We start from the raw sequence: 24,494 nt of genomic DNA, 5'->3' as shown, positions 1-24,494 counted from the left end.
TATGACTGATAAACATATCCTTGATCAGCTTTACACTGTGATTGCCGCCCGCAAGGGTGCCGATCCAGAAACAAGCTACACCGCCAGACTTTTTGCCAAGGGCACGGCCAAAATCGCCCAGAAAGTCGGCGAAGAAGGCGTTGAAACCGTGATCGCGGCCCTTGCCGAAACCCCGGAAAAAGTGGCATCCGAAAGTGCCGATCTGCTCTATCACCTGACCGTGCTTTGGGCCGATCAAGGGGTAAAGCCGGAAGACGTATGGAACATACTGGCCGAACGCCAGGGTATTTCCGGTATTGCCGAAAAGGCATCCCGCACCGATAAATAGGGTCATATCTCGTCAAGATCAGGAGCATCCCCATGGCCGTCTCTGCCTATGATCCGCAAAACATCTTTGCCAAAATTCTTCGTGGCGAAATCCCGTGCAACAAGGTTTTTGAGGACGATCATGTCCTTGCCTTTCACGACATCGCCCCGCAGGCCCCAACCCATATCCTTGTGATCCCGAAGGGTGCCTATACCAGCTATGACGACTTTGCTGCCAATGCATCGGACGCAGAAGTCATCGCCTATACCCGTGCAATCGGCAAAATCGCTGCCGCAGCAGGCGTTGTCGAGGACGGTTATCGCCTGATCGCCAATACCCGCGACCATGGCCGCCAGGACGTCCCGCATCTTCATGTCCATATCATCGGCGGCAAAAAGCTGGGTCTGATGTTGCCAAAAGACTAAGGTTGACGCCTGCAAGACTAGAATTCGGGGCAGGGCGGCTATGGCGTCCCTGCCTTTTTGATTTACCGGAATGTCATGATCCGAGATATCTCGTCCGCCGCTAAGATTTTCCAAAGCCTTCCGGGTGACTGGACGCTTGTGCGAGATATTGGTCCCACAGGAAAGTTCAAAGGCGATGTGACTTTTCGTCTGATAGAGCCTGAAAAGACCGGAATTATACGCTATCGGGAGGAAGGAGTTCTTGAGCGCAGGGATGGCAAACGCTTTGACGGTTACCGCGAATACGACTTCGTTCTGCATGAAGACCCGCCCGGGATTGAGCTTCTGTTTCGCGATCCTTTAAGCTTTGGCAATCGCTATGTCCTGCTGCAATTTGGAGAGGATGCAGCCGATGTGCTTTGTGCACGCGACATTCATCCCTGTGGTGATGATTTTTATCATCATTGCATGATCTGGCATGATGAAAATCATTTCGAAACTAAAATAAAAATAACTGGCCCGAAGAAAGACCATTTGTTGCACAGCATTTATCTTCGAAAACCAAAGGCCTAGGCCGCAGCAATTTCCTTAACGTTACGAGGTTCACATGTCACTGCCCCCGTTCCATCTGGCATTTCCGATTAAATCGATTGCCGATACACGCGCGTTTTATATCGATATCCTTGGTTGTAACGAAGGTCGTTCGACCGAGGCATGGATTGATTTTGATTTCTTTGGTCATCAGCTTTCTGCCCATGTTCGCCCCGAAGCAGGACAAAATGCCGGCGCGGGGAATGTGGATGGTGATGCGGTGCCAATCCCGCATTTTGGCGCGGTTCTGGAATGGGATAAATGGCATGATCTGGCAGATCGCCTGAAAGAAGTGAGGGTTAAATTCCTGCTGGAGCCGAAAATCCGCTTTAAAGATGAACCGGGCGAACAGGGAACTTTCTTTGTGGAAGACCCGGCCGGCAATGGTCTGGAATTCAAGACATTCCGCGATCCGGCGATGATTTTTGCGCATTAATTGGCATTTCAGGCAGAGATGATCCGACTTTGGCTTTGATGTCGCGGAACGCTTTGCCCTGCAATGCGTTATATGATCAAGTAATATGAGCGATGCCGGTTCTGATCGGTATCCGCGACATCCCTAAATCGTCGATCCACATCATCCGTCCGTCAGGAGAATTGCCCATGTCCGCCGCCAGTTCCGCCAATGCTACCCGCAAAACCCCCAGCATCCTGATTGCGGCGGCGGGCGAGGATGATCTTTGGAAAGAGGCCATGGTCGCCCGCCTGCAGGATGCAAATATCGTCACACAATATGAAAATTACGATCCCAAAACGATTGATTTTGCCTTGTTGTGGAAACAGCCGCAGGGATTGCTTAAAAGCCTGACGGGACTTCAGGCGATCTTCTCACTTGGCGCGGGTGTTGATCATGTACTTTCAGCGCCCAGCCTTCCGACAGAAGTGCCAGTCATTCGCCTTGAAGATGCCGGTATGGCCGATCAGATGGTGCAATATCATCTGTATGCCGCGCTGCATTTCATGCGCGATTTCGATATTTATGCCCGTCAGCAGGCCAAGGCCGATTGGACCCAGCACGATGTCGCACGTATTTCGAAATGCCGGGTCGGGGTGATGGGGCTGGGTGCACTTGGTGCGGCGGTCGCCACCGCCCTGACCCAGCTTGGCTTTGCCGTATCCGGCTGGAGCCGCACGATGAAGGCGATTGATGGCATCACCACCTATGCCGGGGCAGAAACCCTCAACGAGTTCCTTGGACAATCCGACATCCTGGTTTGCATGTTGCCGCGTACCGCCGAAACCGAGGGCGTTTTGAACGGAAACACTCTGTCCCAACTGCCAAAAAATGCCGCAGTGATCAATGCCGCGCGCGGTGCAATGATTGTGGAGGCGGATCTTCTGCGCCTGATCGATACCGGGCATCTGCGCGGGGCGTTCCTTGATGTGGCGGTAACCGAACCGCTACCCGAAAGCCATCCGTTCTGGGATCATTTGAAAATCCGCATCACGCCGCATATCGCGGCCGCGACCCGGATTGAGGAATCGGTCGATCAGATCGCCGAAAATATTGATCGCATCTCACGCGGCGAAACCCCGCGCGGCCTTGTTGATCGTAAAACAGGATATTAAGCCGCATCGTTGGTAAATGAGCAGAATGGACTGGCATAGCCAACCATTCTGCCTGCCAACGTTAGTCACCTCGAACCGCAATCAGCTTGCCATCAGTCCTTCGACCCTATTGGCAAAAAGCTGCCCCAGCCAGTCGGTAAATACGCGAACGCGCGGTGAAAGTTGCCTGTTATGCGGATAAAGCACCGATACAGGCATCGATTCCGGTGGATATTGCGGCAGGATTTCGACCAGCCGACCAGCCTTCAGATCGGCCACCGCGCGGTAATACGGGACCTGAATGATCCCAAGCCCGGCAATAGCCGCCGCGATATATAAATCCGCCCCGGTCACGGAAATATTGGCAGGAATCTCCACCTGCCGCACAAGACCGTCAATCGTGAAATCAAGCGGCATCGGCTTGGCATCCGCACCGGAAAGGAAGGAAACAACCCGGTGTCCCTCGCGTTCAAAATCCTCGATCCGTTCGGGCATGCCATATTTTTCAAGATAGCCAGGACTTGCAACCGTCACCTCGGGCATTGTTACCAAACGACTGCTGATCATAGATGAATCGACCAGTTCCCCACTGCGCAACACGCAATCATATCCTTCTTGAACCAGATCGACATACCGATCACCATCCGCCACCACAAGCGTGATATCAGGATATTCATCCATAAAGCCCGGCAGGGCCGGAATGACAAACATCCGGGCCAGTGTCCCCTGAAGATTGACGCGCAAAAGCCCTTTGGGCGCACAAGGCCGAAAAAGGCCGTCGGCTTCCTCCAGCTCGCCCAGTATCCGGATACAGCGCTTGTAATAAGCTTCGCCGTCCAGAGTTGGTCGAACCTGTCGGGTGGTGCGGTTCAGAAGCCGAGTACCCAACCGTTCTTCAAGGCGCTGAATGGCGTTGGTCATCGTTGCGCGTGGTATCTGAAGATCCGTCGCTGCTTTGGTAAAGCTTCTGCGCTCGACAATTCGAACGAAGTTGCGCATTTCCTCAAACCGGTCCATCGCATTTCCAATTGTTATGATTTATCGAACAGTATTGTCGATTATGGGGTAATTATCCCAAATGTCATCCGGTTCATACTCCGCCCATCGAAATTGGTTCATCACCAGGCAGGAAAAACCGACATGACAAACGCAAATGAAACCAGAACCGCCATTATCACCGGTGCCGCACGTGGCATTGGTGTGGCCCTTGCCAAACGCTTGGCGCAGGATGGCTTTGCCGTTGTTATCAACTATGCCAACAGTGCCAACAGCGCAGACGCCCTTGTCAACGAACTGACAACAAGCGGCCATCAGGCGATGGCAATCAAGGCCGATATCACCGATGCTGATGCCGTCAAACAGATGTTCGATCACGCCGAAACCCGTTTTGGCGGGGTTGATGTCATCGTCAATAATGCTGGCGTCATGACAACACAGCCGATCTCGGAAATGAGTGACGCGGTCTATGACTCGATGATGGATACCAATGTACGCGGTACCTTCAACATGCTGCGCGAGGGGGCCAAACGCCTGCGCAATAATGGTCGGGTAATCAACTTTTCAACCACGGCCCTTCATCTGAAATTGCCGGGTTATGCGGTCTACAATGCAACCAAGGCGGCGGTTGAAGCCATGACAGGTGTTTATGCCAAGGAACTGCGCGGCCGCAATATCACGGTCAATGCCGTTGCCCCCGGTCCGGTCACTACCGAGCTGTTCCTGAACGGCAAGACCGACGAACAGATTACGCAGTTTTCCAAAATGCCGCCACTTGAACGCCTCGGACAGCCAGAAGACATCGCCGGTGTTGTCTCCTTCCTGGCTGGGCCGGATTCCGGTTGGGTCAATGGACAGACGCTGCGCGCCAATGGTGGCCTGGCCTGATCCGGATCATTAAATTGATTGCCCTGCCGCTTTTCCTCCGATCCCGCGCGACAGGGTGATTACGCAAGGGTGCCGTCCTGAAAACATGAGGACGGCACCTTTGCCATTCCACGAATGGCCTTATTGCCAAAACAGCGACAAGAAACTCGCAAAAACTCCACCGGGCAAATTGGCAAGCTCCTGATTTTAACCCATGATGGCACCACGCCCCGAACAAGGATGCCTTTATGACCGATATTACCTTCCGCTATGCCACACATGAAGATTTGCCTGCCATCGTTGCGCTTCTGGCCGATGACGAAAAGGGCAAAACCCGCGAAGAACTGCGCGATCCACTGCCTGATGTCTATTATGCCGCGTTCGATGCCATGGAAAGCCAAAGCACCGAAGCTCTTCCCAACAAATACCTGCTGGCGTGTCGCGGGGATGAGATCGTCGGTTGTCTGCAACTGACCCTGATTGCCGGGCTTTCGCGCAAAGGCCGTCTGCGTGCGCAGATCGAAGGGGTGCGGGTGTCGTCAAAATGTCGCGGTCAGAAGGTCGGGGAAAAGCTGATTACCGAATCCATTTCGATTTCGAAATTACTTGGTGCATCGCTTGTGCAATTCACAACCGATAAAAGCCGAAAGGATGCGCACCGCTTTTACGAACGGCTTGGTTTTGTTGCCAGCCACGAAGGTATGAAAAAGGAAATCTGAGGTTTTCTGCCATAGTAATGGCAATATTTCTCAGCCTTTTCGTGCTATGATTGAAAACCCACGAAACACCGGCAAACGGAGCTTACACCATGAATCTCTCCGAACTGCAGGAAGTTGCCACACTAAAGGGCTTCACCCATCATTTCAGTGCGGCTGGAAACCATGTTACCTGCGATGGCAATGAAGTAAGCTATTCCGCCAATGATCTGACTATTATCGACAGTCGATCCGTCGATAGCGGCACCGATCCGGGTGATGATGCGACGCTTTATATGATCGAGGCCCGCGACGGTACGCGTGGCACCCTGATCGTACCGAGCAGCTTTTACACAGAACATGAAAAGGCCGAACTGATTGACCATTTGCGAAGTCAGCAACGCGAAAGCAAATCGGGCAATCCTTAATCCTGACGGAACAGTCATTCTCTTTGCGCGTTTATGAAACACGGATATCAAAACGAGCAAGGAGCCAAGTCATGAATCTCGCAGAACTGCAGGAAAATGCCATCCGCCACGGCTTTTCGCATCAATTCGTTTATGAAGATGGCGTATTGCGTTGTGATGGGGGCGGCCCGGTCTATGATCCGGCAGAACTTAAAATCGTGCACAGCAACAGTGTCGATGCAGGTACCGATCCAGGGGATGATGCCACCCTTTATATGATCGAAGCCCGCGATGGCACCAAGGGAATGATGATCATCCCTTCAAGTTTCCATACTGATCCGGCCAAGGCACAGTTGATTGATGATCTGCGTCGGAACACACATTAATCGCGATATCCCGGTTTTTCGCGTGTTCTCACAAAATGAACACAAACCTGCACTTTTGGCGACATGAAGGATGATGAGATTGACGTCATTATCGAAATTCGATCAAAAGGCAGTAAATGCGATGTCGGACCTGTTGCCGTTTTTTCGGGCCTGGGTGGCCAATCCCAAACGGGTTTCGGCCATTTCCCCCTCCAGTTCGGCATTGGCAGAACTGATTACATCCGAAATTTCCCCCGCAACCGGCTCCGTGCTTGAGCTTGGTCCGGGTACCGGTGTTTTTACACGGGCCCTGATCACGCGCGGTCTTGATGAGGGCGATCTGACCCTGGTCGAAGCCGGGGCCGAATTTGCCCGATTACTCTCAGATCGTTATCCACGTGCCAGGGTGTTGCATATGGATGCCAGCCGGATCACCTTAAACCCGCTTTATCCATCCAATGATCTGGGTGCTGCCATCAGCGGCCTGCCATTGCTTTCCATGCGACCCCGCCAAGTGATGGGTGCTTTGAATGGTGCATTCCGTTATCTTGGACCTACCGGTGCCTTCTATCAGTTCACCTATGGCCCGCGCTGCCCGATTCCAAGCACCATTCTTGATCGGATGGGCCTTCGCGCCAGCCGGATCGGAACGATCATGCGCAATGTGCCACCATCGTCCGTTTACCGGATTTCCCGCGTTGCCTGATCATCTCCGATAGGCCATATGCCGGTAACCGAGGGCTTCGGCGATATGCCCACGCTTGACGTTATCCATCCCCGCCAAATCGGCAATCGTGCGGGCAACGCGCAAAACACGATGATACCCGCGAGCTGAAAGCTTCATCTGACGCGTGGCATCCTGCAACAAAGCACGCCCATCCTCATCCAGAACCGCTGCTTTTTGCAAGACCTCGCCATCTGCTTCAGCATTGGTCAAAATATTATCATTTTTATATCGTAATGACTGGGTTTCGCGCGCCACCAAAATCCGTTTGCGCACCACCTGCGTCGTCTCGCCCGACGCCGGAAGGTCAAGTTCTTCGGGTGTGACTGCGGGAACATCAATCTGGATATCAAAACGATCCAGAAGGGGACCGGAAAGCCGCGCCTGATAATCTTCGCCACATCGCGGTGCCCGCGTGCACGCCAGATCATTATCACCCAAATAGCCGCACCTGCAGGGATTCATTGCCGCCACCAGTTGCACACGCGCCGGATAGGTTACATGCGCATTGGCACGCGCAACCGATACCTGCCCGGTTTCAAGTGGCTGACGCAACGCATCAAGGACATTGCGCTGAAATTCCGGTAATTCATCCAAAAACAGAACGCCATGATGGGCTAAGGAAATCTCGCCAGGGCGAACACGATGGCCACCGCCAACAAGTGCGGGCATGGATGCCGAATGGTGGGGCTGTCGGAAGGGTCGTGTGCGGATAAGACCGCCTTCGGGCAGCATCCCGGAAACCGAATGGATCACGGTAGTTTCAAGGGCCTGTCTGGCATTCAATTCTGGCAAAAGCCCCGGCAGACGAGCGGCAAGCATCGATTTTCCCGAACCGGGCGGGCCGCTCATCAATAAATTATGACCGCCAGCCGCAGCAATTTCGAGCGCGCGTTTGGCACTTTCCTGCCCCTTGATATCGCGCAGATCTGGCAATGATAAGGGAGATGAACTAACCTTCGGAGCACATGGCCGCGACAGGATCTGAGTTCCTTTGAAATGGTTGATCAATCCGGTCAAACGCGATGGTGCCAGAATTTCAAGTTCCCCTGCCCAAAGCGCTTCCGCACCGTTATCTGCCGGGCAGATAATCCCCCGATCCAAGCCACTTGCCTGCATGGCCGCCGGTAAAATCCCGCCGACGCCGGTGATACTGCCATCAAGCCCCAATTCACCCAGCACGACAAAATTCGCAATGTCTTCGTGCCCGATCACATCCATCTCGGCCAGAAGACCCAACGCAATCGGCAGATCAAAATGCGATCCTTCCTTTAGTAAATCGGCGGGGGCCAGATTGATTGTGATGCGCTTGGGTGGCAATGCCAACCCCATCGCTGAAAGCGCGGATCGCACACGTTCGCGCGCCTCGGAAACCGCCTTGTCGGGCAAGCCAACCACGCTAAAAGCGGGCAATCCGCTTGCCATCTGAACCTGCACATCGACCGGAATTGTATCAATCCCGGCAAAGGCGACGGTCATAACCCGTGCTGTCATGTGGTACTGATCCCCGTAACCCCAAGTTATATATACCACTTTGGCGGGAAACGGGGATCAAGGCAACAAGTCGTTTATCCCCGGTGATCAGGCACAACCTGCTCCGTCTTCTGGCGACATCTCGGTATTGATCATCCAGGGCGTGCCGAACTTGTCGGTAAACATGCCATAACCCGGCGACCAGAAGGTTTCCTCTAACGGCATGGTCACCTCACCGCCTTTGGAAAGAGCATCGAACATTTTTTTGGCATCAGTCGCTTTTTCAAAATGGAGAGATGCTGTGATGCCCTGCATTTTGGTGAAATATTCCGGCGGGCAGTCGGATGCCATCAGATGCCAGCCATCGCCCATCAGGCAGGCATGAGCAATTTTGTCATTATGCTCAGGCTCGTCACCGGCCATCGGCGTATCGCTGAACGGCATCATGATCAGCTCGCCGCCCAGGATGGACTGATAGAATTCAAATGCCTGTCGGCAATTGCCGTCGAAATTCAGATAGGTGATCAGTTTCATCGGGGCGTTCCTTTATGTGTAAAATCTGGTGGGTTTGGGGATTTACGGCTGCAACCCGAACTGGGCGGCACTGTTTTCGAAGTCAAAAGGCACGGAAAAATGTTCATGCGCGATGCGCCATTCACCACCCTGCTTTTCAAGGTGATAGCTTGACCGCATCCAGCTTGCCTGTTCGGTCCCGTCTTCCTTGCGCATGCCGCACCGGATCAGGAACCGTGCCACAGCCAGATGACCTGACACCCGGATAAAGGGTTCCTGCGGCTCCATGATGAATTCATCATCAAACGCCATACAGCGTTCCCAATGGGCACGATAATCATCCCGGCCATTGAATTGCAGCGGACCGACCGCATCGTAGGAACAGATATCATCGCTATATAACGCCATGATTCCGTCGAGATCCTTGTTACGTGCGGCCGTTGACCAGCGGGTAAAAATCTCGCGGATGGCAGCTTTGTCTTCACTTTGTTTATCAGTCATGGGGCATTTCCTTGCGTTGGTGGTGCGAGGGGTGGGCGAAAATTTTGCGTGGAGTTTTCAGGTGCCTTTGGCCGCACGTTCAATCCTAGCGATGTCGAATTTTTCCATAGACATCATGGTTGTTGCCACTCTGGCTGCGACATCCGGATCCGGATCGTTCATCAGTTCGATAAGGCGAACCGGAGTGATCTGCCAGAAAAGACCGAACCTGTCCTTTACCCAGCCGCACTGCCTAGGTTCCCCGCCTTCAGAAAGGCAGTCCCAGTAATAATCAACTTCTGCCTGATCATTGCAGGACACGGTGAAGGAAACAGCCTCGGTAAACTTGAACTGCGGTCCGCCGTTAAGGGCTGTGAATTGTTGACCTTCAAGCTCAAAACTTACGGTCAAAACATGGCCTTCCGGTCCAGGTCCGGCCTTGCTGCTGCGGAGAATTTTGCTGATCGTGGCATATGGAAAAACGGACGCATAAAAATTGACGGCTTCTTCGGCGTTGCCGTCAAACCATAGAAAGGGGCTGATCTTCTGCATCGGGCTTCCTCCTTGCCGTTCAGAAGTGAATTCGAAATCAGGTGAAGCGTGGTGGCGCTTTATGAACCAAACGATTGATCAGTTTTTTCTTATTTTCCCGTTTGACAAATACGTTGATATCAACATAATTAATTCATGTCAAAAAAAGATTTCAACCAGAACGATAAAGTTCCGTTTTCATCGACGCTGATGGTGCGTGACAGTTGTCTTTGTCTGCATGTGCGGCGGGCCGCACGCACGATTGCGCGCCGGTTCGACGATGCTTTTCGCCCGCTTGACCTGACCAGCGGGCAATATTCCTTGCTTATGTCGCTTAACCGGCCACACCCGCCGCACATGCAAGATGTTGCTGATTTGCTGGCGATGGATCGCACAACACTGACCGCCAATCTTAAACCGCTGGAACGACGGGGGCTGGTTGCAATCGATATCGACCCCAAGGATAAACGCAGTCGTTTGCTGACTCTAACCGATCAGGGAATGGCGTTGCTTGTTAAAGCCTTTCCGATCTGGCAAAAAACCCAGAAAGACCTCAACGCACTGGTCGCGAATTCCGATTCGCGCCACCTTTTGACAGATTTGATCAACCTGACGAATGGCTAGGACAGAATCAGATGATCAGTCTTCGGAAGGTTCGGATTTGGCCAGATCTTCAGATGCATCGCCATCAGTCGCATCGCCGTCACGCGGCGGCAGGAATTCCTTGCGGCATGGAACAGCAACGCCATCTACAACGGTCCAGCCAAAATTGCGGAACTTGCCAAAACTTTCTTTTTTCATCGTGATGCCGCTGGAACGGTGCTTGCGCACTTCGGCGGAATCTTCACCCTGAATTTTTCCGGCCCGGGCCCAGGCCCGTTCACGCATGGATTTGGTAATGTCGGTCATGAAACCCGTTTCATCTGAAAAGTTGCTGCCCGACATCATAACACATCTGGCTGCCCCGCCACGCTATAGCTTGTTTAACCGGCCCGGACAATATTGCATCCATGCAGATCAGATCTGTCAAACCGGAAGCAAATGATACCGCGTGGCAAGCATGGCTGGGCGATTGGCCATGCCCGCCATCCAATGGCGCAGATCGTCTGAAACAGCAAAACACCCATCGGGCCAGCGGAAATCAACATATTCAAGGGCCGCGGCCACCGAAAGAGTGCCGATATCTGGCCTATCTGTTGCGAGGCTGCTGATCCCGGCTTCTAAGGCGTCAATGCTTGCATGAACCGCGGCACGCTGACGATCCATTACGAAATCGGAACGTTCAGTTTCCGGGCGTTTGCTATCGGCGTATAACCGCCCGGTCGAGGACATCATACCGTCACGCAAAGCCGCATCCGTCCAAGGATTGATCATAATTTCAGAAATATCGCCTTCCAATCCCAATTCGCGGACATTGATCCGCACCTTCAGGGCGATGTCGGCGAATAGTAAAGCTGCATGGTAGGAACTATGGGATCCTCCCTAGATTGTTAAATCCGGTGTCCAACCAATGTTTTCCAGATGCCAGTTGGCACGCCAGTTTTCGCCCTTTCGGTCCAGTGTTAGGTAATTGCGTGCAGCGCAATAGGTGCCAATCCGCCCAGGAAGCGGCTTAAGCTTGGTCGGGCGACCGGGCAGGGGATTATCGCCAATCCATGCCAAAAGACCAAGCGCACGCGCAAACGCCACCGGCGGGGCAGTGTGCGAAATGCCCGATGCCACCAGTTGGTGAATGGACTTGCCATGGGTTTCAAACGTGCCCCGGGTCGCCACATGAATTTCCCCCGAAAGCAGGGTCATGTCATAACCGCGCTTGACGACGACATCTTCAATGGTTTCCAGAAAACGGCACCATTCCTTACGATGCCAACGGCTTTGCCACTGATCGCGCAGGTCATCTTCGTATTTCTGCGCACTGGGCATCAGATGCAGGATCGCCTCAACCAGTGATAGGCGCGGGCCAATCACCGGCACACTCGACATCAACAAAATACGATGATGTTCCGGAATCGTATCGAGTGCCGCAATCATGTCCCGCCAACCATGTTCGCCCATGATCGCATGCGGGGTCCGTTCCGACCGCAAGTCGGGCGCAATCACCGAAAATCCGGGGAAATCCGTACGCCAGCCAAGGCTTTGCCCCGAACGGTCCAGTATTTTCTGCGGCAATTCGTCGGGCGCGGTGCAAAGCTGCATCAGGCAAAATGCTTCACGCGCACAGGCAAACATGCCCTTTGCGACCATGCTGTCATGAAACCATTTCTTGTGACTGCCCCAACCGTCAAAAATGTCGTGGTCATCCCACATCATCAAAGAGGGCACCCGCGCCAGTATATGGCTGATCTGCGGCTGTCCATAAATTTCAAGATAATGTTCCAGATAGAATTTCAGAACACTATTGCGCATCTCGGGGGTGAAATCCGCTGCCAGCTTCTGCTGACGTCTCGTCTTTTTCCAGGTGACAATATCAGGATGGCATTCCCAGACCCCGTCGGCATAAATCTGGTCCCCGCCATGCAAAAGCAGGGAAAAAGGCCGTTTTTGATGTTCGCGGGCCAAATCAATCCACAGCGCATTACGATCCGCCAAAGGTCGGTCCAAATCGCCGTCTTCTTGTCCGTTACACGAGACAAACCCGATCCGAAGGTCATGAGTCAAATCGGTATTCACATAATATGTTTCGATATCGAAACTATAACGCGCATCCGACGCAACCGGCAGCTCGAAATCATAACGCCAGTAATGACACCCGAACCGGTTCGCAAGCTTTGTCGGGGTTACAATATCCTGACCCATGATTCGAAACTCAGCCGGATCGGCTCCTTCCGGCGTCACAACAAGCGCGGCCAGAAGGGCCGTTTTATCGTCGCTGCCACGCGCGAACAGGAACGGGCCAAAGGTACCGTTTGTTGAAATTGCGCTGTTTTGCTTATCCGCCATGCAATCGGATTCCGCCTTGTTGATGATTGATCCCAAAATCATACGCAGAAACAGGCGTTTGGTTCCAGCCTGCGGGCATGAATTCAGTCACATCAACGGATATGGGCAGCAAATTGGTGCAGAATTGCCGATGAAATCCGGCCATTTCGCGGCCATCCATTCCGACCAGACAGGGGGCCAGAAAAAGGGGCAAGCGGTTAAACCACTTGCCCCGAAAATCGTCCCGTCGTCAAATTCGATCAGGACAAGCGGGTTTCAATCGCATCCCAGATCAGGGATTCCAGTTTCGATCCGTCAAAACGGTTCACTTCCTGAAGCCCGGTCGGCGAGGTGACGTTGATTTCCGTCATATAATCGCCAATCACGTCAATCCCGACAAAGATCAGATCGCGCTTTTTCAGTTCCGGCCCAATGCGTTCGCAAATCTCAAGTTCACGCGGGGTGAGCATGGATTTTTCCGCTACGCCGCCAACATGCATGTTCGACCGTGCCTCGCCCTCGGCCGGGACACGGTTGATCGCACCGACAGGTTTGCCATCGACCAAAATGATGCGTTTGTCGCCTTTGCGCACATCGGGCAAGTAAGCCTGCACCATCAAAGGCTCGCGCGACTGCGCGGCGAATAGTTCCAACAACGAATTCAGGTTTTCGTCACCCGGTTTCAGATGGAAAACACCAGCCCCGCCATTGCCAAACAGCGGCTTGACAATGATGTCCTTGAATTCCTCGCGGAAATCGCGAATACGCGCGGCCGACCGGGTAATCAGGGTCGGCGGCATCAGATTGGGAAACTCTGTAACGAAAATCTTTTCCGGCGCATTGCGGACATGGCCGGGGTGGTTGACCACGAAGCTTTCCGGATGAACGGCTTCAAGCAGATGGGTCGCCGTGATGTAATTCATATCAAACGGCGGGTCCTGACGCATCAGGATCACATCGGTTTCTTTGGCGAGATCTATGATCTTTGCCTCACCCAGATCATAGTGATTGCCCTTCTCGTAACGAAGCGTCATCGGGCGGACTTCGGCCTTGATCCGACCTCGGTCATAAAACATGTCATCGGGATGATAATGCAAAAGATCATAACCGCGTGACTGGGCTTCGAGCCCCATCACAAAGGTTGAATCCCCCTTGATATCGATCGATGCGATTGGATCCATCTGAATGGCGACGATACGACTCATAAAACGCTTTCTCCTGTTGCCGGAAAGCCGATCACTGCTGCAAATGCGGCCAAACCCGGCCAATTGTGATCATTTGCGGGCGTGACTTGACCCGGCTGGCCTTCCCGGCCAAATGATGCGATATGTTGTACATATTGTGGTTGGTTACAATTTGGCTGAATTTTTATCATTCGCCATTCCAGTTTCGCAATCGCGATCACAGAATTTCTTAAAACGGGTAGACAGGCTGTCACATGGCATTCTTCAGCAAATTCGGCAAATTCCGCATCAAACAGGTGGGCGCGCGCTTCCGCTCCATGACGGCGGCATCCGTCTTTGCCACGGCCTTTGCGATTGCCGCACCGGTTTCAATCAGCCTGATGCCAGCAAACGCATTGGCGCAGTCAGGCGTGATGGATCAAGCAACCATCGAGAAAATCGAAAACTATCTTGAGGACATCACCACACTGAAAGGTGATTTTGTCCAGATTTCCTCGGATGGCGGTGCCGCAGAGGGCAAGCTTTATATGGAACGCCCAGGCAAGATGCGGTTTGAATATAACCCGCCCGCACAAATCCTGCTGGTCTCCACCGGGTCTGATTTCATTTATTATGACAAGGAAATCAACGCGCCCACCTATTTCAATATCGACGAAACCCCGGCCGGTATCATTCTGGCAAAAGATGTTTCGCTAACGCGAGAGGTCAAGGTTGTTGATTTCAAACGTACCGCCGAAACCATGCGGGTTGAAATGGTGCGCAAATCCGATCCGGGTGCTGGCAGTGTCACACTGGTATTTCAGGAAAACCCGATGCAGTTGCGTCAATGGATTGTCACCGACCCCGCCGGGGTAGAGACGACCGTGACCCTGTTCAATACCGAAGAAGGCATGAAGCTGGATCCGGCATTATTCAAATTTGACCGCATCTGGCCCAATCAGCGCGGCTGATTTCAAAATTCCCGGTCAACTTCACGAAAATGTCAAATCTGCCTGACAAAGCGGTTTAGCATTCCGATTCAAAATCTTGCAAACATTGTTGTTTCGCAACGATCAATCGGTATGACATTTTTCACCTGCATCCACGAAATTTATCGCCGATAAGCGGCCCTGATCTATGGCAGACGGGGGTTATAGTCCCTATATGAAAACCTGTCACAAGGTTCCCGAATTTTGATGTGGGAGCCAAGTGTGAGGAACAGGTCTCCCCTACCTTTCCTCACGCTCCAGATCATCGGAGCGCTGGCGTCCGGTTCTCCCCCCTGACCGGACGCCTTTTTTCTGCCCAACACATACGATATCCGACGCTTTGGGCAAAAAATCTGTCAAATCCGCTACCGATTTCACGGCCTGTTAATTTTGATTGCCTAGTAATGTTTGGCATGATTCCCTTGGAACGTATTTACGACAGTGCCAGCAGGATAAAATTCCGCCAATGATCAATGACTTTCTGAAATCCGTTTCCCAGTTCTCCGACCCGCGTTTTCGCAAAGTTGTGTGGATCGGCGTTGCCGGCGCGTTGGCAACAATTGTCGGGCTTTGGATGCTGATTGGCTTTGGCCTGAATTCGGTAACCTTTTTTGCCGATGGCGGCTGGATGGAAACCGCGGCAGACTGGCTGCTTGGCGTTGGTCTGGCATTTTTGGTGCTGTTGATGTTCCCGGCAGCGACCGTGCTGATTTCAAGCCTGCTGCTTGATCAAATCGCCGATGCGGTTGAAGATAAATATTATCCAACCCTGCCCGACACCCGCCCGCAACCGATCACCGAAGCCCTGATCAGCGGCCTTAAATTCGCATTGACCGCTTTGGCGCTTAACATCCTGATACTGCCGCTTCTTTTGGCCGGACCGGTCTACATCATCGCGTTCTATGCGATGAATGGGTATCTGCTTTCGCGCGAATATTTTGAACTGGTCGCCGCACGTCGTTATGATGTGCACACGGTGAATGCCATTCGCAAGAGCCGCCAGATGAAACTGTGGTTTGCCGGGATCGGCCTGACATTCCTGATGACCGTGCCGCTGGTCAACCTTGTGGCTCCGATCATTGCGACTGCCTTTATGGTACATTACTCCGTCCGTCTGGGCGCGTTCGAAAACCGGACCACAGCCTGACGCCATTCCGGTGGGCATCGGATAAAACGGCGGAAACCTGAAACAAAACTGCAAGACAAGGATTTGGTCATCCCCATGTTCGGAAAGAAAAAAGCCAACAAAACAGTCGACAGCAGCCCGGCTTCGTCAGATACATCTTCTTCCAGATTGAATTCAGGCGGTCTTTCCGACAGCACAGCTTCCTCGCCGAACACGTCGACTTCGGACGAAAGTGCGAGTGCCAGCAACGATACCGCCACAAAAACAGAAAAACGTAGTGAGCCGCAGCTATTTACCCAGCCGCGCACAAAGGAAGAACCGCAAATGTCCAGCAAACCGCATTCCACCAGCTTCCGCCCGGAAATCCCGAAGCGCCCGCTTGAAATTCCGACCCGCGGCAGTGCTGGCCGTCCGAGCGCAACACCAAACAACACCGAAGGCAAGAAGCTGACGGTTGGCCGCGATATCCGTCTGGCTGGCGAAATCGGTTCCTGCGACATACTTGTCGTCGAGGGCCATGTTGAAGCCCAGATCAAGGAATGCACCCGTCTTGAAGTTTCCCAGGGTGGAACCTTTGTCGGTACCGCACAGGTCGACGAAGCCGAAATCAGCGGCACCTTCGAAGGCGATCTGACAGCACGCCGCGTCATCGTGATCGGCACAGCCGACATCAACGGCAAGATCACCTATGGTGCACTTCAGATCGAAAACGGTGCCCGTATCAAGGGCTCGCTGGAATATGTTGAAGGCAGCGACGACGGCACCAGCCGTACAGGTCATTCGGCTGCGATCACCATTCCGCGCAAAAGCGACGATATTTGATCCGTGACCGGCATAAACCGCTCACCAGTCCATACGACCCCGATACAGCTCCGGCGTGGTGAAGCACACCCCGCCGGGCTTCTTTGCGCGATGATCCTGATCGCGACATCGCTTGTGGCATGTGGCGGCAATGCCCTCCCGCCGGGCAGCACCAATCAGAACTATGGCAAGGCTACATCGGCCAGTTCACCGCGCGTGACCCAGGACATCCCGAAAAAACCCGAAATATCTGCCACTGGTAGCGCGACGTCAATGGCAACAGAACCCGCGGCAAGCTCGGCTGGCACGGCCAAATCGAAGTCGCCGCGTATCACGGTTGCCATTCCGCCTGTTCCCTTTAAATCAATCAAGGCTGAAACCCTGATGGGTCTTTCGGAGGACGCAGTGGAACAAAAAATCGGCGAACCAGAAATGACCCGCGGCGAAGGCCCCGCACGGGTTTGGCAATACCGGTCCGATGACTGCTCCTTTGACGCGTTCTTTTTCCCGGCTGTCGAAGGACAAAAACGCAAAATGACCCATATGCTCGCCCGTAAACGCAAAAGTGCCGATAAAATCTCGGTCCAAGATTGCCTCGATCAGGTCGTAAAAGCCCGGGCTACCCTAAAAAACAAGGGTTAAAAGCCCAAAAGGAACAGGTATTTGCACCATTTTGCCATATCGCAGTCGATTTTTTCAAATTTCGCGATATGCCGTTATTTCCTTGGTCGAATATTTACCTTTTCCCGTCACCCTTGGGAAAATTTCTCATAAATCCGCCACATCGGGTGGATTTAAGGTCTTCGTCCCGAAACTTCAGACACGATACGCGAGCCCATGAAAAAACACGCCCATCGTCTTGTCAGAAATTCGCTGTCAGGTGCAGCTGCCGCCCTTATCGCTTTGATCTCTCAGGCTGCGATTGCGCAAAATGCGCCGCAACTAATTGATGTATATGGAAAATGGGAGGCCTATAGCTATTCCGAGAAAGGCAAGAAAGTTTGCTATATCGGAAGTCAGCCGACCTCGGCCAAAGGTGACTACACCCAGCGCGGCAAGATCTATGTCATGGTCACGCACCGCCCGGCGCTCAAACTGTTCAACGAAGTCAGTTTCATCACCGGCTATACCTATGAAAAGGATAGCGATGTTGACCTTCGAATCGATTCCAAAAGCTTCAAGCTGTTCACCTACGAAGATTCAGCTTGGGCCGTGAACGGTGAAGAAGACCGAAAACTGGTCAGTGCCATGAAGTCCGGCAGCACGATGGTTGTTGTCGGGAACTCATCACGCGGCACGAAAACTACCGATACTTATTCTCTTTCCGGTTTCACCGCTGCCTATAATGCAATTTCAAAGGCTTGCGACGCCAAACCGGTTAACTAACCGAACAGAGAACCGATAAATCCCAGTGGTTTTAGGCGCTTGTAAAGCTGCATCGCGTTCGGCAAATAGCTGCAATGTGAATTTTATCGTTTGTAAATTGCCCCGGCCCCGCTATATGCGGGGCCATGGTTTATGCGCCAAAAGCATTTCGCGGAAAAATCTGTTATAGTTCCGCCCCGTTGCAAATCGGCGCGCATCGGATGCACAAACCCGGAAACAACCGGAAACAGTAAGATGCTGCCAGTAACGAAGAACAAACGCCGATAAACGCCAAACACCAAAGAGAGTGCCCGGGATGACCGACGTCCTGTCCGAAAACGTGACCCAGAACGCCGAAAACGGTGCCACACCGTCCGGCCCGACGTTGACCGATTTCGTAACGCGAGCCGCCAACGGGCAGGCTGCTGACGGACGTCGTGATCTTGTGGGTCTTTCGCGCGATCAGTTGGCCGAACTGCTTGGCGAAATGGGTGAGAGCAAGTTTCGCGTCAAGCAAATGTGGAACTGGATTTATAACCGCGGTGTCAAAGACATCGAGGATATGACCAACATTTCCAAAAAGCTTCGCGATCGACTGTCGCAGGACTTCTATATTGGCCGCCCGATTCTAACAGCCGATCAGAAAAGCTCGGACGATACCCATAAATGGCTGATGAAGTTCCATGACGGTAACGAAGCCGAAACCGTCTATATCCCTGATCGCAACGAAGATCGTGGTGCTGTCTGCATTTCATCGCAGGTCGGCTGCACACTGACCTGCAAATTCTGCCATACCGGTACCCAGCTTCTGGTGCGCAACCTTACCCCTGGCGAAATCATCAGCCAGTTTATGGTTGCCCGTGACAGTTATGGTGAATGGCCAACCCCTGCGAACGGTATCCGTCGCCTGTCGAACATCGTTATGATGGGCATGGGAGAGCCGCTGTTTAACTATGAAAATGTCCGCGAAGCGCTGAAAATCGCCATGGATGGTGAAGGAATTTCAATTTCGCGCCGTCGCGTTACCCTCTCGACTTCTGGCGTTGTGCCGGAAATCGTGCGTTGTGGCGAGGAACTCGGTGTTGGTCTGGCGATTTCACTGCATGCGCCTGATGATGATCTGCGTAATGAGATCATGCCGATCAACAAGAAATACCCGCTCAAGGAACTGATGGATGCCTGCCGCCATTATCCCGGCATGTCCAATTCGCGCCCGATCACCATGGAATATGTGATGCTTAAAGGCGTGAATGACAAACCTGAACATGCACGCGCACTGGCAAAACTGGTCAAGGGCGTTCATTGCAAATTCAACCTGATCCCGTTCAATAAATGGCCGGGTTCGGACTATGAATGCACGCCGACCAACGACATCAAGAAATTCGCACATACGCTGCTTGAACTCGGCTACGAAGCCCCGATCCGCTGGCCGCGCGGCCGCGATATCCTAGCAGCTTGCGGCCAGTTGAAATCCGAAAGCCAGCGCCAACGCAAATCACGCGTCGGTGGTTGTGGCAACGCATCCGATGGTGAAAATGCCAATGTCGTTGCCGCGCAATAATTAACCCGTACAACCTAGCGAACATCTGGAATTATAAACGGGCAGGTTATCCTGCCCGTTTTATTTTGATTTTCTGATTAACGTTTTCAGTAGAAAACTATCAGCACTTCTTAGCTGTTTTAATCGCATCAGGATCATTCCATTGATTCTGATTTATCATCAGGTCCATTTCGCCTGAAGCTTTTTAGGTGCCATGTCGTCAGGTGCTTTCATATCTGAAATATCGATATTTATTGCCAACACTCCGCCAAGCCCCCCAACTGTCATTTCCGAAATACGCCGACCCACCCCGTCTTTATCCAGACCTGATAAATAGGAATCGCGCGCCAGCGCATCGGTGAAATCAATGGTCAAGGCATGGGTAAAACCCTGGCTCATGCCGCTTCCCGGTGTTTTGGGACCACCAACAAAGGCACGTATTCCCGGCGTTTCAAGCGCCACTTCGGATAATTCGCGGAGTAATCCGTCAATTTCCGATGCCGGAACTGCATCACTGATCTGAAGCAGGACTATATGACGCAGCATCAGGGTTTAACCTCTGTCAGTTTGACCGGATCAATTGATGCCGGCAGCAGAACAAACTTGCGTCCCTTGCGGTTCATATGACCGGCATACAGGGCGGCATCCTCGCCAGGGCCAAAGAAAATATCCCCACGTACCGGGCCACGAATGGCGCCGCCCGTATCTTGCGCAACCATCAGACGATGAAATCTGGCATCGGCATTCATCGCATCATCGGTTTCAAGCCAGATCGGAACCCCCATGGCATGGAAACGCCGATCAACAGCCAATGACCGCCCTGATTCCAGCGGTACGCCCTGCGATCCAAGCGGCCCGGCATCAGGGTCATCAGGGTCGGTTTTCAGCGGATTGAAAAACACAAAGGATGCGTTGGTATTCATAACATCAGCTGCCTGATCGGGATGATCGGATAACCATTGCCGGATGGTTTGCAAAGATACGGTTTCACGCGTCAACTCGCCCCGTTCGATCAGTTCCCGACCAATTGCGAAATAGGGATGGCCGTTGGTCGCAGCATATCCGATGCGCAAAACACTGCCATCTGGCAAAACAACTCGGCCCGACCCCTGAATTTGCAGGAAAAATGCATCAATCGCGTCATCAACCCAGACAAGTTCAAGATCCCGCCCGGCAAGTGCACCATTTTCAATCGCCGCACGGTCGTAATAGGGCTTTACATTTTTACCCTCAATCCGACCGACCAGTGTTGTGCCATTAAGATCGTCGCGAAACTCGCCAAGATCAATTGACACCATGTCGTCAGGTTTCAGGTAAATCGCCGTCTGGAAAGGTCCTTCTCGGGTCAGATTACCACGCAGTTCCGGTTCGAAATAACCGGTAAACAATCCTTCGGGATCATCGTTATTGCCCACCAGCCACGGTTTGAATCTGCTTTGGAAAAAGGTGCGTGCGTCTTCCTTGCGTATCGTATCGGGCTCAAGTGCCAGCGCGGTTTCGCACAATCCGCGCCAGTCACCAACAGTTCCCATCCGCGGGTCCGGGCCGATATCGCGGTCATCAGAACGTTTGATCATTGCTGCACAGGACCGCTGAAACGCTTTCAGGCTGCCGCGCATGTCGTCAGACTGCCAACCATCAAGATGATTAAAGTCCGTGGCACTCAGTGTCAGTGCATCTGCCGGTTTTTCCGATACCTCTCCCCATCCGACAAAACCGGCAATATCGGTCCAAAACAGCCAGACAAGAGCACCTGTCGCCCCGATAAAAACCGCAATGAATGAAAGAAGTCGCGACAAAACCAGACGTCTTTTCAAGGCAAAACCCGCTATCTGCAAAATCCGATCAGAACCGGCAAGATGATTTGACCCATGCTTGCCCATTTCAACTATCTGCCGCGATTGTCCAAAAACATGCTTAACAAGCCGATAATCGAAACCCACAACGGCCATCAAATCCATAAAATCAGGCAATAAAAAAGGCGACCCGTCTGGATCGCCTTTATCAATTCAGTGCCAGTGGAGACCGCCAAATTACTGCGCGGTCTCTTCTTCCGGCGTTTCGGTCGCAACCAGCTGCCAGTTTGGATCGCGGCTTTCAATATTGCGTGCGAACGTCCAGAGGTCTTCGGCCTCGACCACTTGATTCGGATCGCCGGAAATCACATCACCTTCATTATTGAGAATGACTGATACTTCCTCGGACACGAATTTGATCGTGATATAGGCGGTGCGGCCCTCAAGGCTGGCATCGTGAATGGTGGCACTTTTGATTCCGACCAGCGTGGTTTCCTCGCGCTCTCCCTTTTCGGCACGAGCATCAATGGCGGCGGCAAAGTTTTTATAGACTTCGACCGAAAGAAGCGGGTTCAGTCCGTCTTTGTCGCCCTTGGCAAAATATTCGACGATCATTTCGAATGCCATCCGCGCCCCATTCAGGAAATCCTGCTGGGTAAAGTCGGGATCAGCTTTCTGGATTTGCTGCAACACGCTAAAGGCACCGCTGTCAACCGCAACAGTTGCATCATCCTTTCCGACTACCTTGTCGGCATCAGGCAGGCGATAGACATTGTCCGTCGGCTGTGGCGCGCCATTGGTGGCACCTTTGCTGTCATCCTCGTGCGAACGACGGCCAAAAACATCCGTTGGACCCTGTTTTTCCTCGCCATTGCGGCGCCCAAGGGTACTGCGCAGACGCAAAACCAGAAAAACAGCGATCAATGCGAAAAGAATGATGTCGAAATACTGCAAGCCCGGACTCTTGATCTGTAAGGTTTCGAAAAACGCCAAAAACAGCAAAACTGCTGTGGTCGAGAAATGGTATGAACCGAAGCGAATGCAAGGGCAACTCCCTATCGCATTTAAAATGTGATCGGTTTCACCATGTTCATTCGCACAATCATCATATCGTCGCGAACACGTTGGTAAACTGCCGCATTTTCGTCCAGTTATACCGTTAATTTGCCGACAAATTCAGAAAGTCTTTCAGGTCAGATTAAAGCGAAATACCTGAAAACCAACATGTTTATGTAATACTGCGCTTTGCGGACAGGTCCTGTCAAAGTATGTTTACCTGACAGACTGGGATCAAACCTGATCACATCGACCAAATGCAAAGCCGAGCGGAGCAAAAATGGGCTTTTATTTTCTGGCCATCTTCGTGGCCATGCCGATCATCGAAATTGCCGTCTTCATTCAGGCAGGCGAACTGATTGGCCTTTGGCCAACGATTGGCATCGTCATCCTGACCGCCGTGGTCGGAACCTCACTGATGCGTGCTCAGGGTTTGCAAACCTTAGCCCGTGCGCAGGCCCAGATAGATCAAGGCGAAATGCCGATTGGCGAGCTGTTTGACGGCATCTGCATTCTGGTTGCTGGTGTGCTGCTGCTGACCCCCGGTTTTGTCACCGATACCATGGGCTTTCTGTTGCTGGTCCCGCCGCTGCGAAAGGCGGTTGGTGCCGGCGTCATCATGAAACTGGTTCAGTCGGGCAATATCCGGACCAATTTCTCGCGCCGGACCTATGGCAATGAGAGCTCGTCGTCGGACGGTACTTCTGCTGGCTGCGGACGGCGTCCGGGTACTGGACCGATCATTGATGGTGATTTCGAAAATGTCAGTCCCACCAATGGTAATGGCGAAAGCAGGGATACAACCGATCACAGCAGAAATGACGATGATCCCCGCAATCTGCCGCCCAAGAATTCATAACGACAATTCTTCGCCACGTTTGGCATAACCGATCACATCGATCGTTCCCGACAGGACTTTGACCACGCGCTGGGACCTGTTGTCGTTTTGGCGGCTATTCGACGTCTTGCGCGACATTCTGCAAGGCTTGGCTACCTACTGCCGATCACACCGAAAGTGGCCTTCTTGCGCCATTTGTGACCTAGGCCGGATGTTACGGCGATTTTCTTGCCCGTATCCAGAAGACATGCTAGGCCATGAAAGGACATGCCGCAAGGTTGCGGCGTCAGAAACAAGCATATCAGCCAGTTTCAGAACATCTGACCATGCTGCCAATGCCCTGGCAGATACGTTCTGAACGGCTTGTTTCTGATCAAGACCGAGATTTAAGGGAGTTATACTTTAATGGCCGAGAACACCACCGGTGCAGCGCAGGGCGGCGAAGAACAGAAGCCGACTGGCAACCCGATCACGATCCATACCCAGTACATCAAGGATCTTTCCTTCGAAAATCCGAATGCACCGGAAAGCGTAGCCCTGCAACAGCAGCCGAAAATCAACATCGATGTCGATGTCGAGGCGCGCACGACCCAAGACCAGAAACTTCACGAAGTCACCGTAAAGATCAACGTCAAAGCCGACGTTGCCGACAAAGTCGCCTTCATCGCCGAACTTCACTATGGTGCCGTCGTGACGCTTAATGTGGCTGACGAACATCGTTTGCCGGTTCTTCTGATTGAAGTTCCACGTATGCTGTTCCCGTATGTCCGCAAAATCATCTCTGACCTGACAGCCGATGGTGGCTTCCCGCCGTTGATGATGCAGCAGATTGATTTTGCTGATCTTTTCCGCAAGAAATTCGCCAAACAGATGGAAGGTCAGCCTGCGGGCAACGCCTGATTTCCTGCTTTGAGTCAATTTGATACGATACCAAAACAAAGGCCGCCAAACGGGCGGCCTTTTTATTTTAATATCGAAATGATTTTCAAATGATCGATAA

Annotated in this window: 33 protein-coding genes; 19 read left to right on the top strand and 14 right to left on the bottom strand. The window is 52.7% G+C overall.

Going from position 1 to position 24,494, the window contains the following annotated elements; all coding sequences use genetic code 11:
* The first annotated feature begins 1 nt into the window (after position 1).
* The 5 genes from TH3_RS20515 to TH3_RS20495 all read left to right on the top strand — a co-directional run bounded on the left by TH3_RS20515 (position 2) and on the right by TH3_RS20495 (position 2,871).
* Positions 2-328 carry a phosphoribosyl-ATP diphosphatase gene (locus tag TH3_RS20515; RefSeq protein ID WP_007088470.1) on the top strand — a complete coding sequence of 109 codons (327 nt, stop codon included), beginning with the start codon at positions 2-4 and terminating at the stop codon, positions 326-328.
* Between the two features lie 32 nt (positions 329-360).
* A complete protein-coding gene (locus tag TH3_RS20510) occupies positions 361-732 on the top strand; it encodes an HIT domain-containing protein (RefSeq protein WP_007088471.1) in 372 nt (123 codons plus the stop codon).
* Positions 733-807: 75 nt separating this feature from the next.
* Entirely contained in the window at positions 808-1,284 is a 477-nt protein-coding gene (locus TH3_RS20505) for a DUF6314 family protein (protein WP_007088472.1), read from the top strand.
* A 34-nt stretch (positions 1,285-1,318) separates the two neighbouring features.
* Complete coding sequence (locus TH3_RS20500) at positions 1,319-1,738, top strand: VOC family protein (protein WP_007088473.1); 420 nt, start codon at positions 1,319-1,321, stop codon at positions 1,736-1,738.
* Between the two features lie 167 nt (positions 1,739-1,905).
* Entirely contained in the window at positions 1,906-2,871 is a 966-nt protein-coding gene (locus tag TH3_RS20495) for a 2-hydroxyacid dehydrogenase (RefSeq protein WP_139328080.1), read from the top strand.
* An 81-nt stretch (positions 2,872-2,952) separates the two neighbouring features.
* On the opposite strand, the gene TH3_RS20490 is transcribed toward TH3_RS20495, so the two are convergent.
* Positions 2,953-3,867 (bottom strand): LysR family transcriptional regulator, encoded by a 915-nt coding sequence (locus tag TH3_RS20490; RefSeq protein ID WP_007088475.1) that lies wholly within the window; start codon positions 3,865-3,867, stop codon positions 2,953-2,955.
* Positions 3,868-3,990: 123 nt separating this feature from the next.
* Between TH3_RS20490 and TH3_RS20485 the strand changes: the two genes are divergently transcribed.
* From TH3_RS20485 to TH3_RS20465, 5 genes are all read left to right on the top strand, one after another.
* A complete protein-coding gene (locus tag TH3_RS20485; RefSeq protein ID WP_007088476.1) occupies positions 3,991-4,734 on the top strand; it encodes an SDR family oxidoreductase in 744 nt (247 codons plus the stop codon).
* Between the two features lie 227 nt (positions 4,735-4,961).
* Positions 4,962-5,432, top strand: coding sequence for a GNAT family N-acetyltransferase (locus tag TH3_RS20480; RefSeq protein ID WP_007088477.1), 471 nt, complete (start codon positions 4,962-4,964; stop codon positions 5,430-5,432).
* Between the two features lie 89 nt (positions 5,433-5,521).
* On the top strand, positions 5,522-5,836 hold the full coding sequence (locus TH3_RS20475) for a hypothetical protein (protein ID WP_007088478.1): 315 nt from the start codon (positions 5,522-5,524) through the stop codon (positions 5,834-5,836).
* Between the two features lie 71 nt (positions 5,837-5,907).
* On the top strand, positions 5,908-6,201 hold the full coding sequence (locus TH3_RS20470) for a hypothetical protein (protein ID WP_007088479.1): 294 nt from the start codon (positions 5,908-5,910) through the stop codon (positions 6,199-6,201).
* Between the two features lie 73 nt (positions 6,202-6,274).
* Complete coding sequence (locus TH3_RS20465) at positions 6,275-6,886, top strand: class I SAM-dependent methyltransferase (RefSeq protein WP_007088480.1); 612 nt, start codon at positions 6,275-6,277, stop codon at positions 6,884-6,886.
* Here TH3_RS20465 and TH3_RS20460 read toward each other — a convergent pair whose 3' ends face one another.
* The 4 genes from TH3_RS20460 to TH3_RS20445 all read right to left on the bottom strand — a co-directional run bounded on the left by TH3_RS20460 (position 6,887) and on the right by TH3_RS20445 (position 9,922).
* Positions 6,887-8,398 carry a YifB family Mg chelatase-like AAA ATPase gene (locus TH3_RS20460; protein WP_007088481.1) on the bottom strand — a complete coding sequence of 504 codons (1,512 nt, stop codon included), beginning with the start codon at positions 8,396-8,398 and terminating at the stop codon, positions 6,887-6,889.
* 87 nt (positions 8,399-8,485) lie between these two features.
* Positions 8,486-8,911 (bottom strand): VOC family protein, encoded by a 426-nt coding sequence (locus TH3_RS20455; RefSeq protein WP_007088482.1) that lies wholly within the window; start codon positions 8,909-8,911, stop codon positions 8,486-8,488.
* A 42-nt stretch (positions 8,912-8,953) separates the two neighbouring features.
* Positions 8,954-9,391 carry a YybH family protein gene (locus tag TH3_RS20450; RefSeq protein ID WP_007088483.1) on the bottom strand — a complete coding sequence of 146 codons (438 nt, stop codon included), beginning with the start codon at positions 9,389-9,391 and terminating at the stop codon, positions 8,954-8,956.
* Positions 9,392-9,448: 57 nt separating this feature from the next.
* Positions 9,449-9,922, bottom strand: a complete 474-nt coding sequence (locus tag TH3_RS20445) for a VOC family protein (RefSeq protein ID WP_007088484.1) — start codon at positions 9,920-9,922, stop codon at positions 9,449-9,451.
* A 135-nt stretch (positions 9,923-10,057) separates the two neighbouring features.
* On the opposite strand from TH3_RS20445, the gene TH3_RS20440 reads away from it, so the two are divergent.
* Positions 10,058-10,525 carry a MarR family winged helix-turn-helix transcriptional regulator gene (locus tag TH3_RS20440; RefSeq protein ID WP_007088485.1) on the top strand — a complete coding sequence of 156 codons (468 nt, stop codon included), beginning with the start codon at positions 10,058-10,060 and terminating at the stop codon, positions 10,523-10,525.
* A gap of 15 nt (positions 10,526-10,540) precedes the next feature.
* Here TH3_RS20440 and TH3_RS20435 read toward each other — a convergent pair whose 3' ends face one another.
* The 4 genes from TH3_RS20435 to gshB form a co-directional block, all read right to left on the bottom strand.
* Complete coding sequence (locus TH3_RS20435) at positions 10,541-10,810, bottom strand: hypothetical protein (protein WP_174441865.1); 270 nt, start codon at positions 10,808-10,810, stop codon at positions 10,541-10,543.
* Positions 10,811-10,927: 117 nt separating this feature from the next.
* Positions 10,928-11,275: a glutathione S-transferase family protein gene (locus TH3_RS20430; protein ID WP_139328079.1), complete on the bottom strand. Its 348-nt coding sequence runs from the start codon at positions 11,273-11,275 to the stop codon at positions 10,928-10,930.
* A gap of 108 nt (positions 11,276-11,383) precedes the next feature.
* Positions 11,384-12,841, bottom strand: a complete 1,458-nt coding sequence (locus TH3_RS20425) for an alkaline phosphatase D family protein (RefSeq protein WP_040060263.1) — start codon at positions 12,839-12,841, stop codon at positions 11,384-11,386.
* Between the two features lie 239 nt (positions 12,842-13,080).
* Positions 13,081-14,025: a glutathione synthase gene (gene gshB, locus TH3_RS20420; protein ID WP_007088489.1), complete on the bottom strand. Its 945-nt coding sequence runs from the start codon at positions 14,023-14,025 to the stop codon at positions 13,081-13,083.
* Positions 14,026-14,258: 233 nt separating this feature from the next.
* Here gshB and TH3_RS20415 point away from each other — a divergent pair, with 233 nt between their 5' ends.
* Together TH3_RS20415 and TH3_RS20410 are read left to right on the top strand one after the other, a co-directional pair.
* The gene (locus tag TH3_RS20415; protein ID WP_007088490.1) at positions 14,259-14,954 is read left to right on the top strand and encodes a LolA family protein; all 696 of its coding nucleotides are present in this window, start codon (positions 14,259-14,261) and stop codon (positions 14,952-14,954) included.
* A gap of 484 nt (positions 14,955-15,438) precedes the next feature.
* Positions 15,439-16,119, top strand: a complete 681-nt coding sequence (locus tag TH3_RS20410) for an EI24 domain-containing protein (protein WP_007088491.1) — start codon at positions 15,439-15,441, stop codon at positions 16,117-16,119.
* Here TH3_RS20410 and TH3_RS23375 read toward each other — a convergent pair.
* Positions 16,074-16,433 (bottom strand): hypothetical protein, encoded by a 360-nt coding sequence (locus tag TH3_RS23375; RefSeq protein WP_223304931.1) that lies wholly within the window; start codon positions 16,431-16,433, stop codon positions 16,074-16,076. The two genes, TH3_RS20410 and TH3_RS23375, sit on opposite strands and share 46 nt — an antisense overlap.
* Here TH3_RS23375 and TH3_RS20405 point away from each other — a divergent pair.
* From TH3_RS20405 to rlmN, 4 genes are all read left to right on the top strand, one after another.
* Complete coding sequence (locus tag TH3_RS20405; RefSeq protein ID WP_233421814.1) at positions 16,423-16,920, top strand: bactofilin family protein; 498 nt, start codon at positions 16,423-16,425, stop codon at positions 16,918-16,920. The two genes, TH3_RS23375 and TH3_RS20405, sit on opposite strands and share 11 nt — an antisense overlap.
* A gap of 3 nt (positions 16,921-16,923) precedes the next feature.
* Positions 16,924-17,541, top strand: coding sequence for a hypothetical protein (locus tag TH3_RS20400; RefSeq protein ID WP_139328078.1), 618 nt, complete (start codon positions 16,924-16,926; stop codon positions 17,539-17,541).
* Positions 17,542-17,736: 195 nt separating this feature from the next.
* On the top strand, positions 17,737-18,285 hold the full coding sequence (locus TH3_RS20395) for an invasion associated locus B family protein (protein ID WP_007088493.1): 549 nt from the start codon (positions 17,737-17,739) through the stop codon (positions 18,283-18,285).
* A gap of 295 nt (positions 18,286-18,580) precedes the next feature.
* Entirely contained in the window at positions 18,581-19,825 is a 1,245-nt protein-coding gene (gene rlmN, locus TH3_RS20390; protein WP_007088494.1) for a dual-specificity RNA methyltransferase RlmN, read from the top strand.
* Positions 19,826-19,984: 159 nt separating this feature from the next.
* On the opposite strand, the gene TH3_RS20385 is transcribed toward rlmN, so the two are convergent.
* From TH3_RS20385 to TH3_RS20375, 3 genes are all read right to left on the bottom strand, one after another.
* Entirely contained in the window at positions 19,985-20,350 is a 366-nt protein-coding gene (locus TH3_RS20385; RefSeq protein WP_007088495.1) for a Dabb family protein, read from the bottom strand.
* Positions 20,350-21,603 (bottom strand): murein transglycosylase A, encoded by a 1,254-nt coding sequence (gene mltA, locus TH3_RS20380; RefSeq protein ID WP_233421813.1) that lies wholly within the window; start codon positions 21,601-21,603, stop codon positions 20,350-20,352. Before mltA ends, TH3_RS20385 begins: the two co-directional genes overlap by 1 nt.
* Positions 21,604-21,837: 234 nt before the next feature.
* Positions 21,838-22,554, bottom strand: a complete 717-nt coding sequence (locus TH3_RS20375) for a Tim44/TimA family putative adaptor protein (protein ID WP_139328077.1) — start codon at positions 22,552-22,554, stop codon at positions 21,838-21,840.
* A 382-nt stretch (positions 22,555-22,936) separates the two neighbouring features.
* On the opposite strand from TH3_RS20375, the gene TH3_RS20370 reads away from it, so the two are divergent.
* Complete coding sequence (locus TH3_RS20370) at positions 22,937-23,515, top strand: FxsA family protein (RefSeq protein ID WP_007088498.1); 579 nt, start codon at positions 22,937-22,939, stop codon at positions 23,513-23,515.
* Here the strand turns inward: TH3_RS20370 and TH3_RS23485 are convergent.
* Positions 23,510-23,632 (bottom strand): hypothetical protein, encoded by a 123-nt coding sequence (locus TH3_RS23485; RefSeq protein ID WP_267958668.1) that lies wholly within the window; start codon positions 23,630-23,632, stop codon positions 23,510-23,512. The genes TH3_RS20370 and TH3_RS23485 overlap by 6 nt on opposite strands.
* Positions 23,633-23,899: 267 nt before the next feature.
* Here TH3_RS23485 and secB point away from each other — a divergent pair, with 267 nt between their 5' ends.
* On the top strand, positions 23,900-24,394 hold the full coding sequence (secB, locus tag TH3_RS20365) for a protein-export chaperone SecB (protein ID WP_007088499.1): 495 nt from the start codon (positions 23,900-23,902) through the stop codon (positions 24,392-24,394).
* The last annotated feature ends 100 nt before the right edge of the window (positions 24,395-24,494 follow it).

It is taken from the genome of Thalassospira xiamenensis M-5 = DSM 17429 (assembly GCF_000300235.2).
In the GTDB taxonomy this organism is placed as follows: domain Bacteria; phylum Pseudomonadota; class Alphaproteobacteria; order Rhodospirillales; family Thalassospiraceae; genus Thalassospira; species Thalassospira xiamenensis.
The sequence above is the reverse complement of the archived record's forward strand: the minus strand, read 5'-3'. Positions and strand labels throughout refer to the sequence as shown.

Bases quoted from the DNA above. Each gene is read 5' to 3' on its own strand.
- TH3_RS20450 (WP_007088483.1), bottom strand. From the start codon at position 9,391: ATGACTGATAAACAAAGTGAAGACAAAGCTGCCATCCGCGAGATTTTT.
- TH3_RS20385 (WP_007088495.1), bottom strand. From the start codon at position 20,350: ATGCTGCGTCATATAGTCCTGCTTCAGATCAGTGATGCAGTTCCGGCA.
- TH3_RS20405 (WP_233421814.1), top strand. From the start codon at position 16,423: ATGTCCAGCAAACCGCATTCCACCAGCTTCCGCCCGGAAATCCCGAAG.
- TH3_RS20455 (WP_007088482.1), bottom strand. From the start codon at position 8,911: ATGAAACTGATCACCTATCTGAATTTCGACGGCAATTGCCGACAGGCA.
- TH3_RS20490 (WP_007088475.1), bottom strand. From the start codon at position 3,867: ATGGACCGGTTTGAGGAAATGCGCAACTTCGTTCGAATTGTCGAGCGC.
- TH3_RS20395 (WP_007088493.1), top strand. From the start codon at position 17,737: ATGAAAAAACACGCCCATCGTCTTGTCAGAAATTCGCTGTCAGGTGCA.
- TH3_RS20370 (WP_007088498.1), top strand. From the start codon at position 22,937: ATGGGCTTTTATTTTCTGGCCATCTTCGTGGCCATGCCGATCATCGAA.
- TH3_RS23485 (WP_267958668.1), bottom strand. From the start codon at position 23,632: ATGTCGCGCAAGACGTCGAATAGCCGCCAAAACGACAACAGGTCCCAG.
- TH3_RS20445 (WP_007088484.1), bottom strand. From the start codon at position 9,922: ATGCAGAAGATCAGCCCCTTTCTATGGTTTGACGGCAACGCCGAAGAA.
- TH3_RS20465 (WP_007088480.1), top strand. From the start codon at position 6,275: ATGAGATTGACGTCATTATCGAAATTCGATCAAAAGGCAGTAAATGCG.
- TH3_RS20495 (WP_139328080.1), top strand. From the start codon at position 1,906: ATGTCCGCCGCCAGTTCCGCCAATGCTACCCGCAAAACCCCCAGCATC.
- TH3_RS20505 (WP_007088472.1), top strand. From the start codon at position 808: ATGATCCGAGATATCTCGTCCGCCGCTAAGATTTTCCAAAGCCTTCCG.
- TH3_RS20440 (WP_007088485.1), top strand. From the start codon at position 10,058: ATGTCAAAAAAAGATTTCAACCAGAACGATAAAGTTCCGTTTTCATCG.
- TH3_RS20510 (WP_007088471.1), top strand. From the start codon at position 361: ATGGCCGTCTCTGCCTATGATCCGCAAAACATCTTTGCCAAAATTCTT.
- secB (WP_007088499.1), top strand. From the start codon at position 23,900: ATGGCCGAGAACACCACCGGTGCAGCGCAGGGCGGCGAAGAACAGAAG.
- TH3_RS20515 (WP_007088470.1), top strand. From the start codon at position 2: ATGACTGATAAACATATCCTTGATCAGCTTTACACTGTGATTGCCGCC.
- TH3_RS20470 (WP_007088479.1), top strand. From the start codon at position 5,908: ATGAATCTCGCAGAACTGCAGGAAAATGCCATCCGCCACGGCTTTTCG.
- TH3_RS20475 (WP_007088478.1), top strand. From the start codon at position 5,522: ATGAATCTCTCCGAACTGCAGGAAGTTGCCACACTAAAGGGCTTCACC.
- TH3_RS20460 (WP_007088481.1), bottom strand. From the start codon at position 8,398: ATGACAGCACGGGTTATGACCGTCGCCTTTGCCGGGATTGATACAATT.
- rlmN (WP_007088494.1), top strand. From the start codon at position 18,581: ATGACCGACGTCCTGTCCGAAAACGTGACCCAGAACGCCGAAAACGGT.
- TH3_RS20480 (WP_007088477.1), top strand. From the start codon at position 4,962: ATGACCGATATTACCTTCCGCTATGCCACACATGAAGATTTGCCTGCC.
- TH3_RS20425 (WP_040060263.1), bottom strand. From the start codon at position 12,841: ATGGCGGATAAGCAAAACAGCGCAATTTCAACAAACGGTACCTTTGGC.
- TH3_RS20415 (WP_007088490.1), top strand. From the start codon at position 14,259: ATGGCATTCTTCAGCAAATTCGGCAAATTCCGCATCAAACAGGTGGGC.
- TH3_RS20430 (WP_139328079.1), bottom strand. From the start codon at position 11,275: ATGATCAATCCTTGGACGGATGCGGCTTTGCGTGACGGTATGATGTCC.
- TH3_RS20500 (WP_007088473.1), top strand. From the start codon at position 1,319: ATGTCACTGCCCCCGTTCCATCTGGCATTTCCGATTAAATCGATTGCC.
- TH3_RS20435 (WP_174441865.1), bottom strand. From the start codon at position 10,810: ATGACCGACATTACCAAATCCATGCGTGAACGGGCCTGGGCCCGGGCC.
- TH3_RS20485 (WP_007088476.1), top strand. From the start codon at position 3,991: ATGACAAACGCAAATGAAACCAGAACCGCCATTATCACCGGTGCCGCA.
- gshB (WP_007088489.1), bottom strand. From the start codon at position 14,025: ATGAGTCGTATCGTCGCCATTCAGATGGATCCAATCGCATCGATCGAT.
- TH3_RS20410 (WP_007088491.1), top strand. From the start codon at position 15,439: ATGATCAATGACTTTCTGAAATCCGTTTCCCAGTTCTCCGACCCGCGT.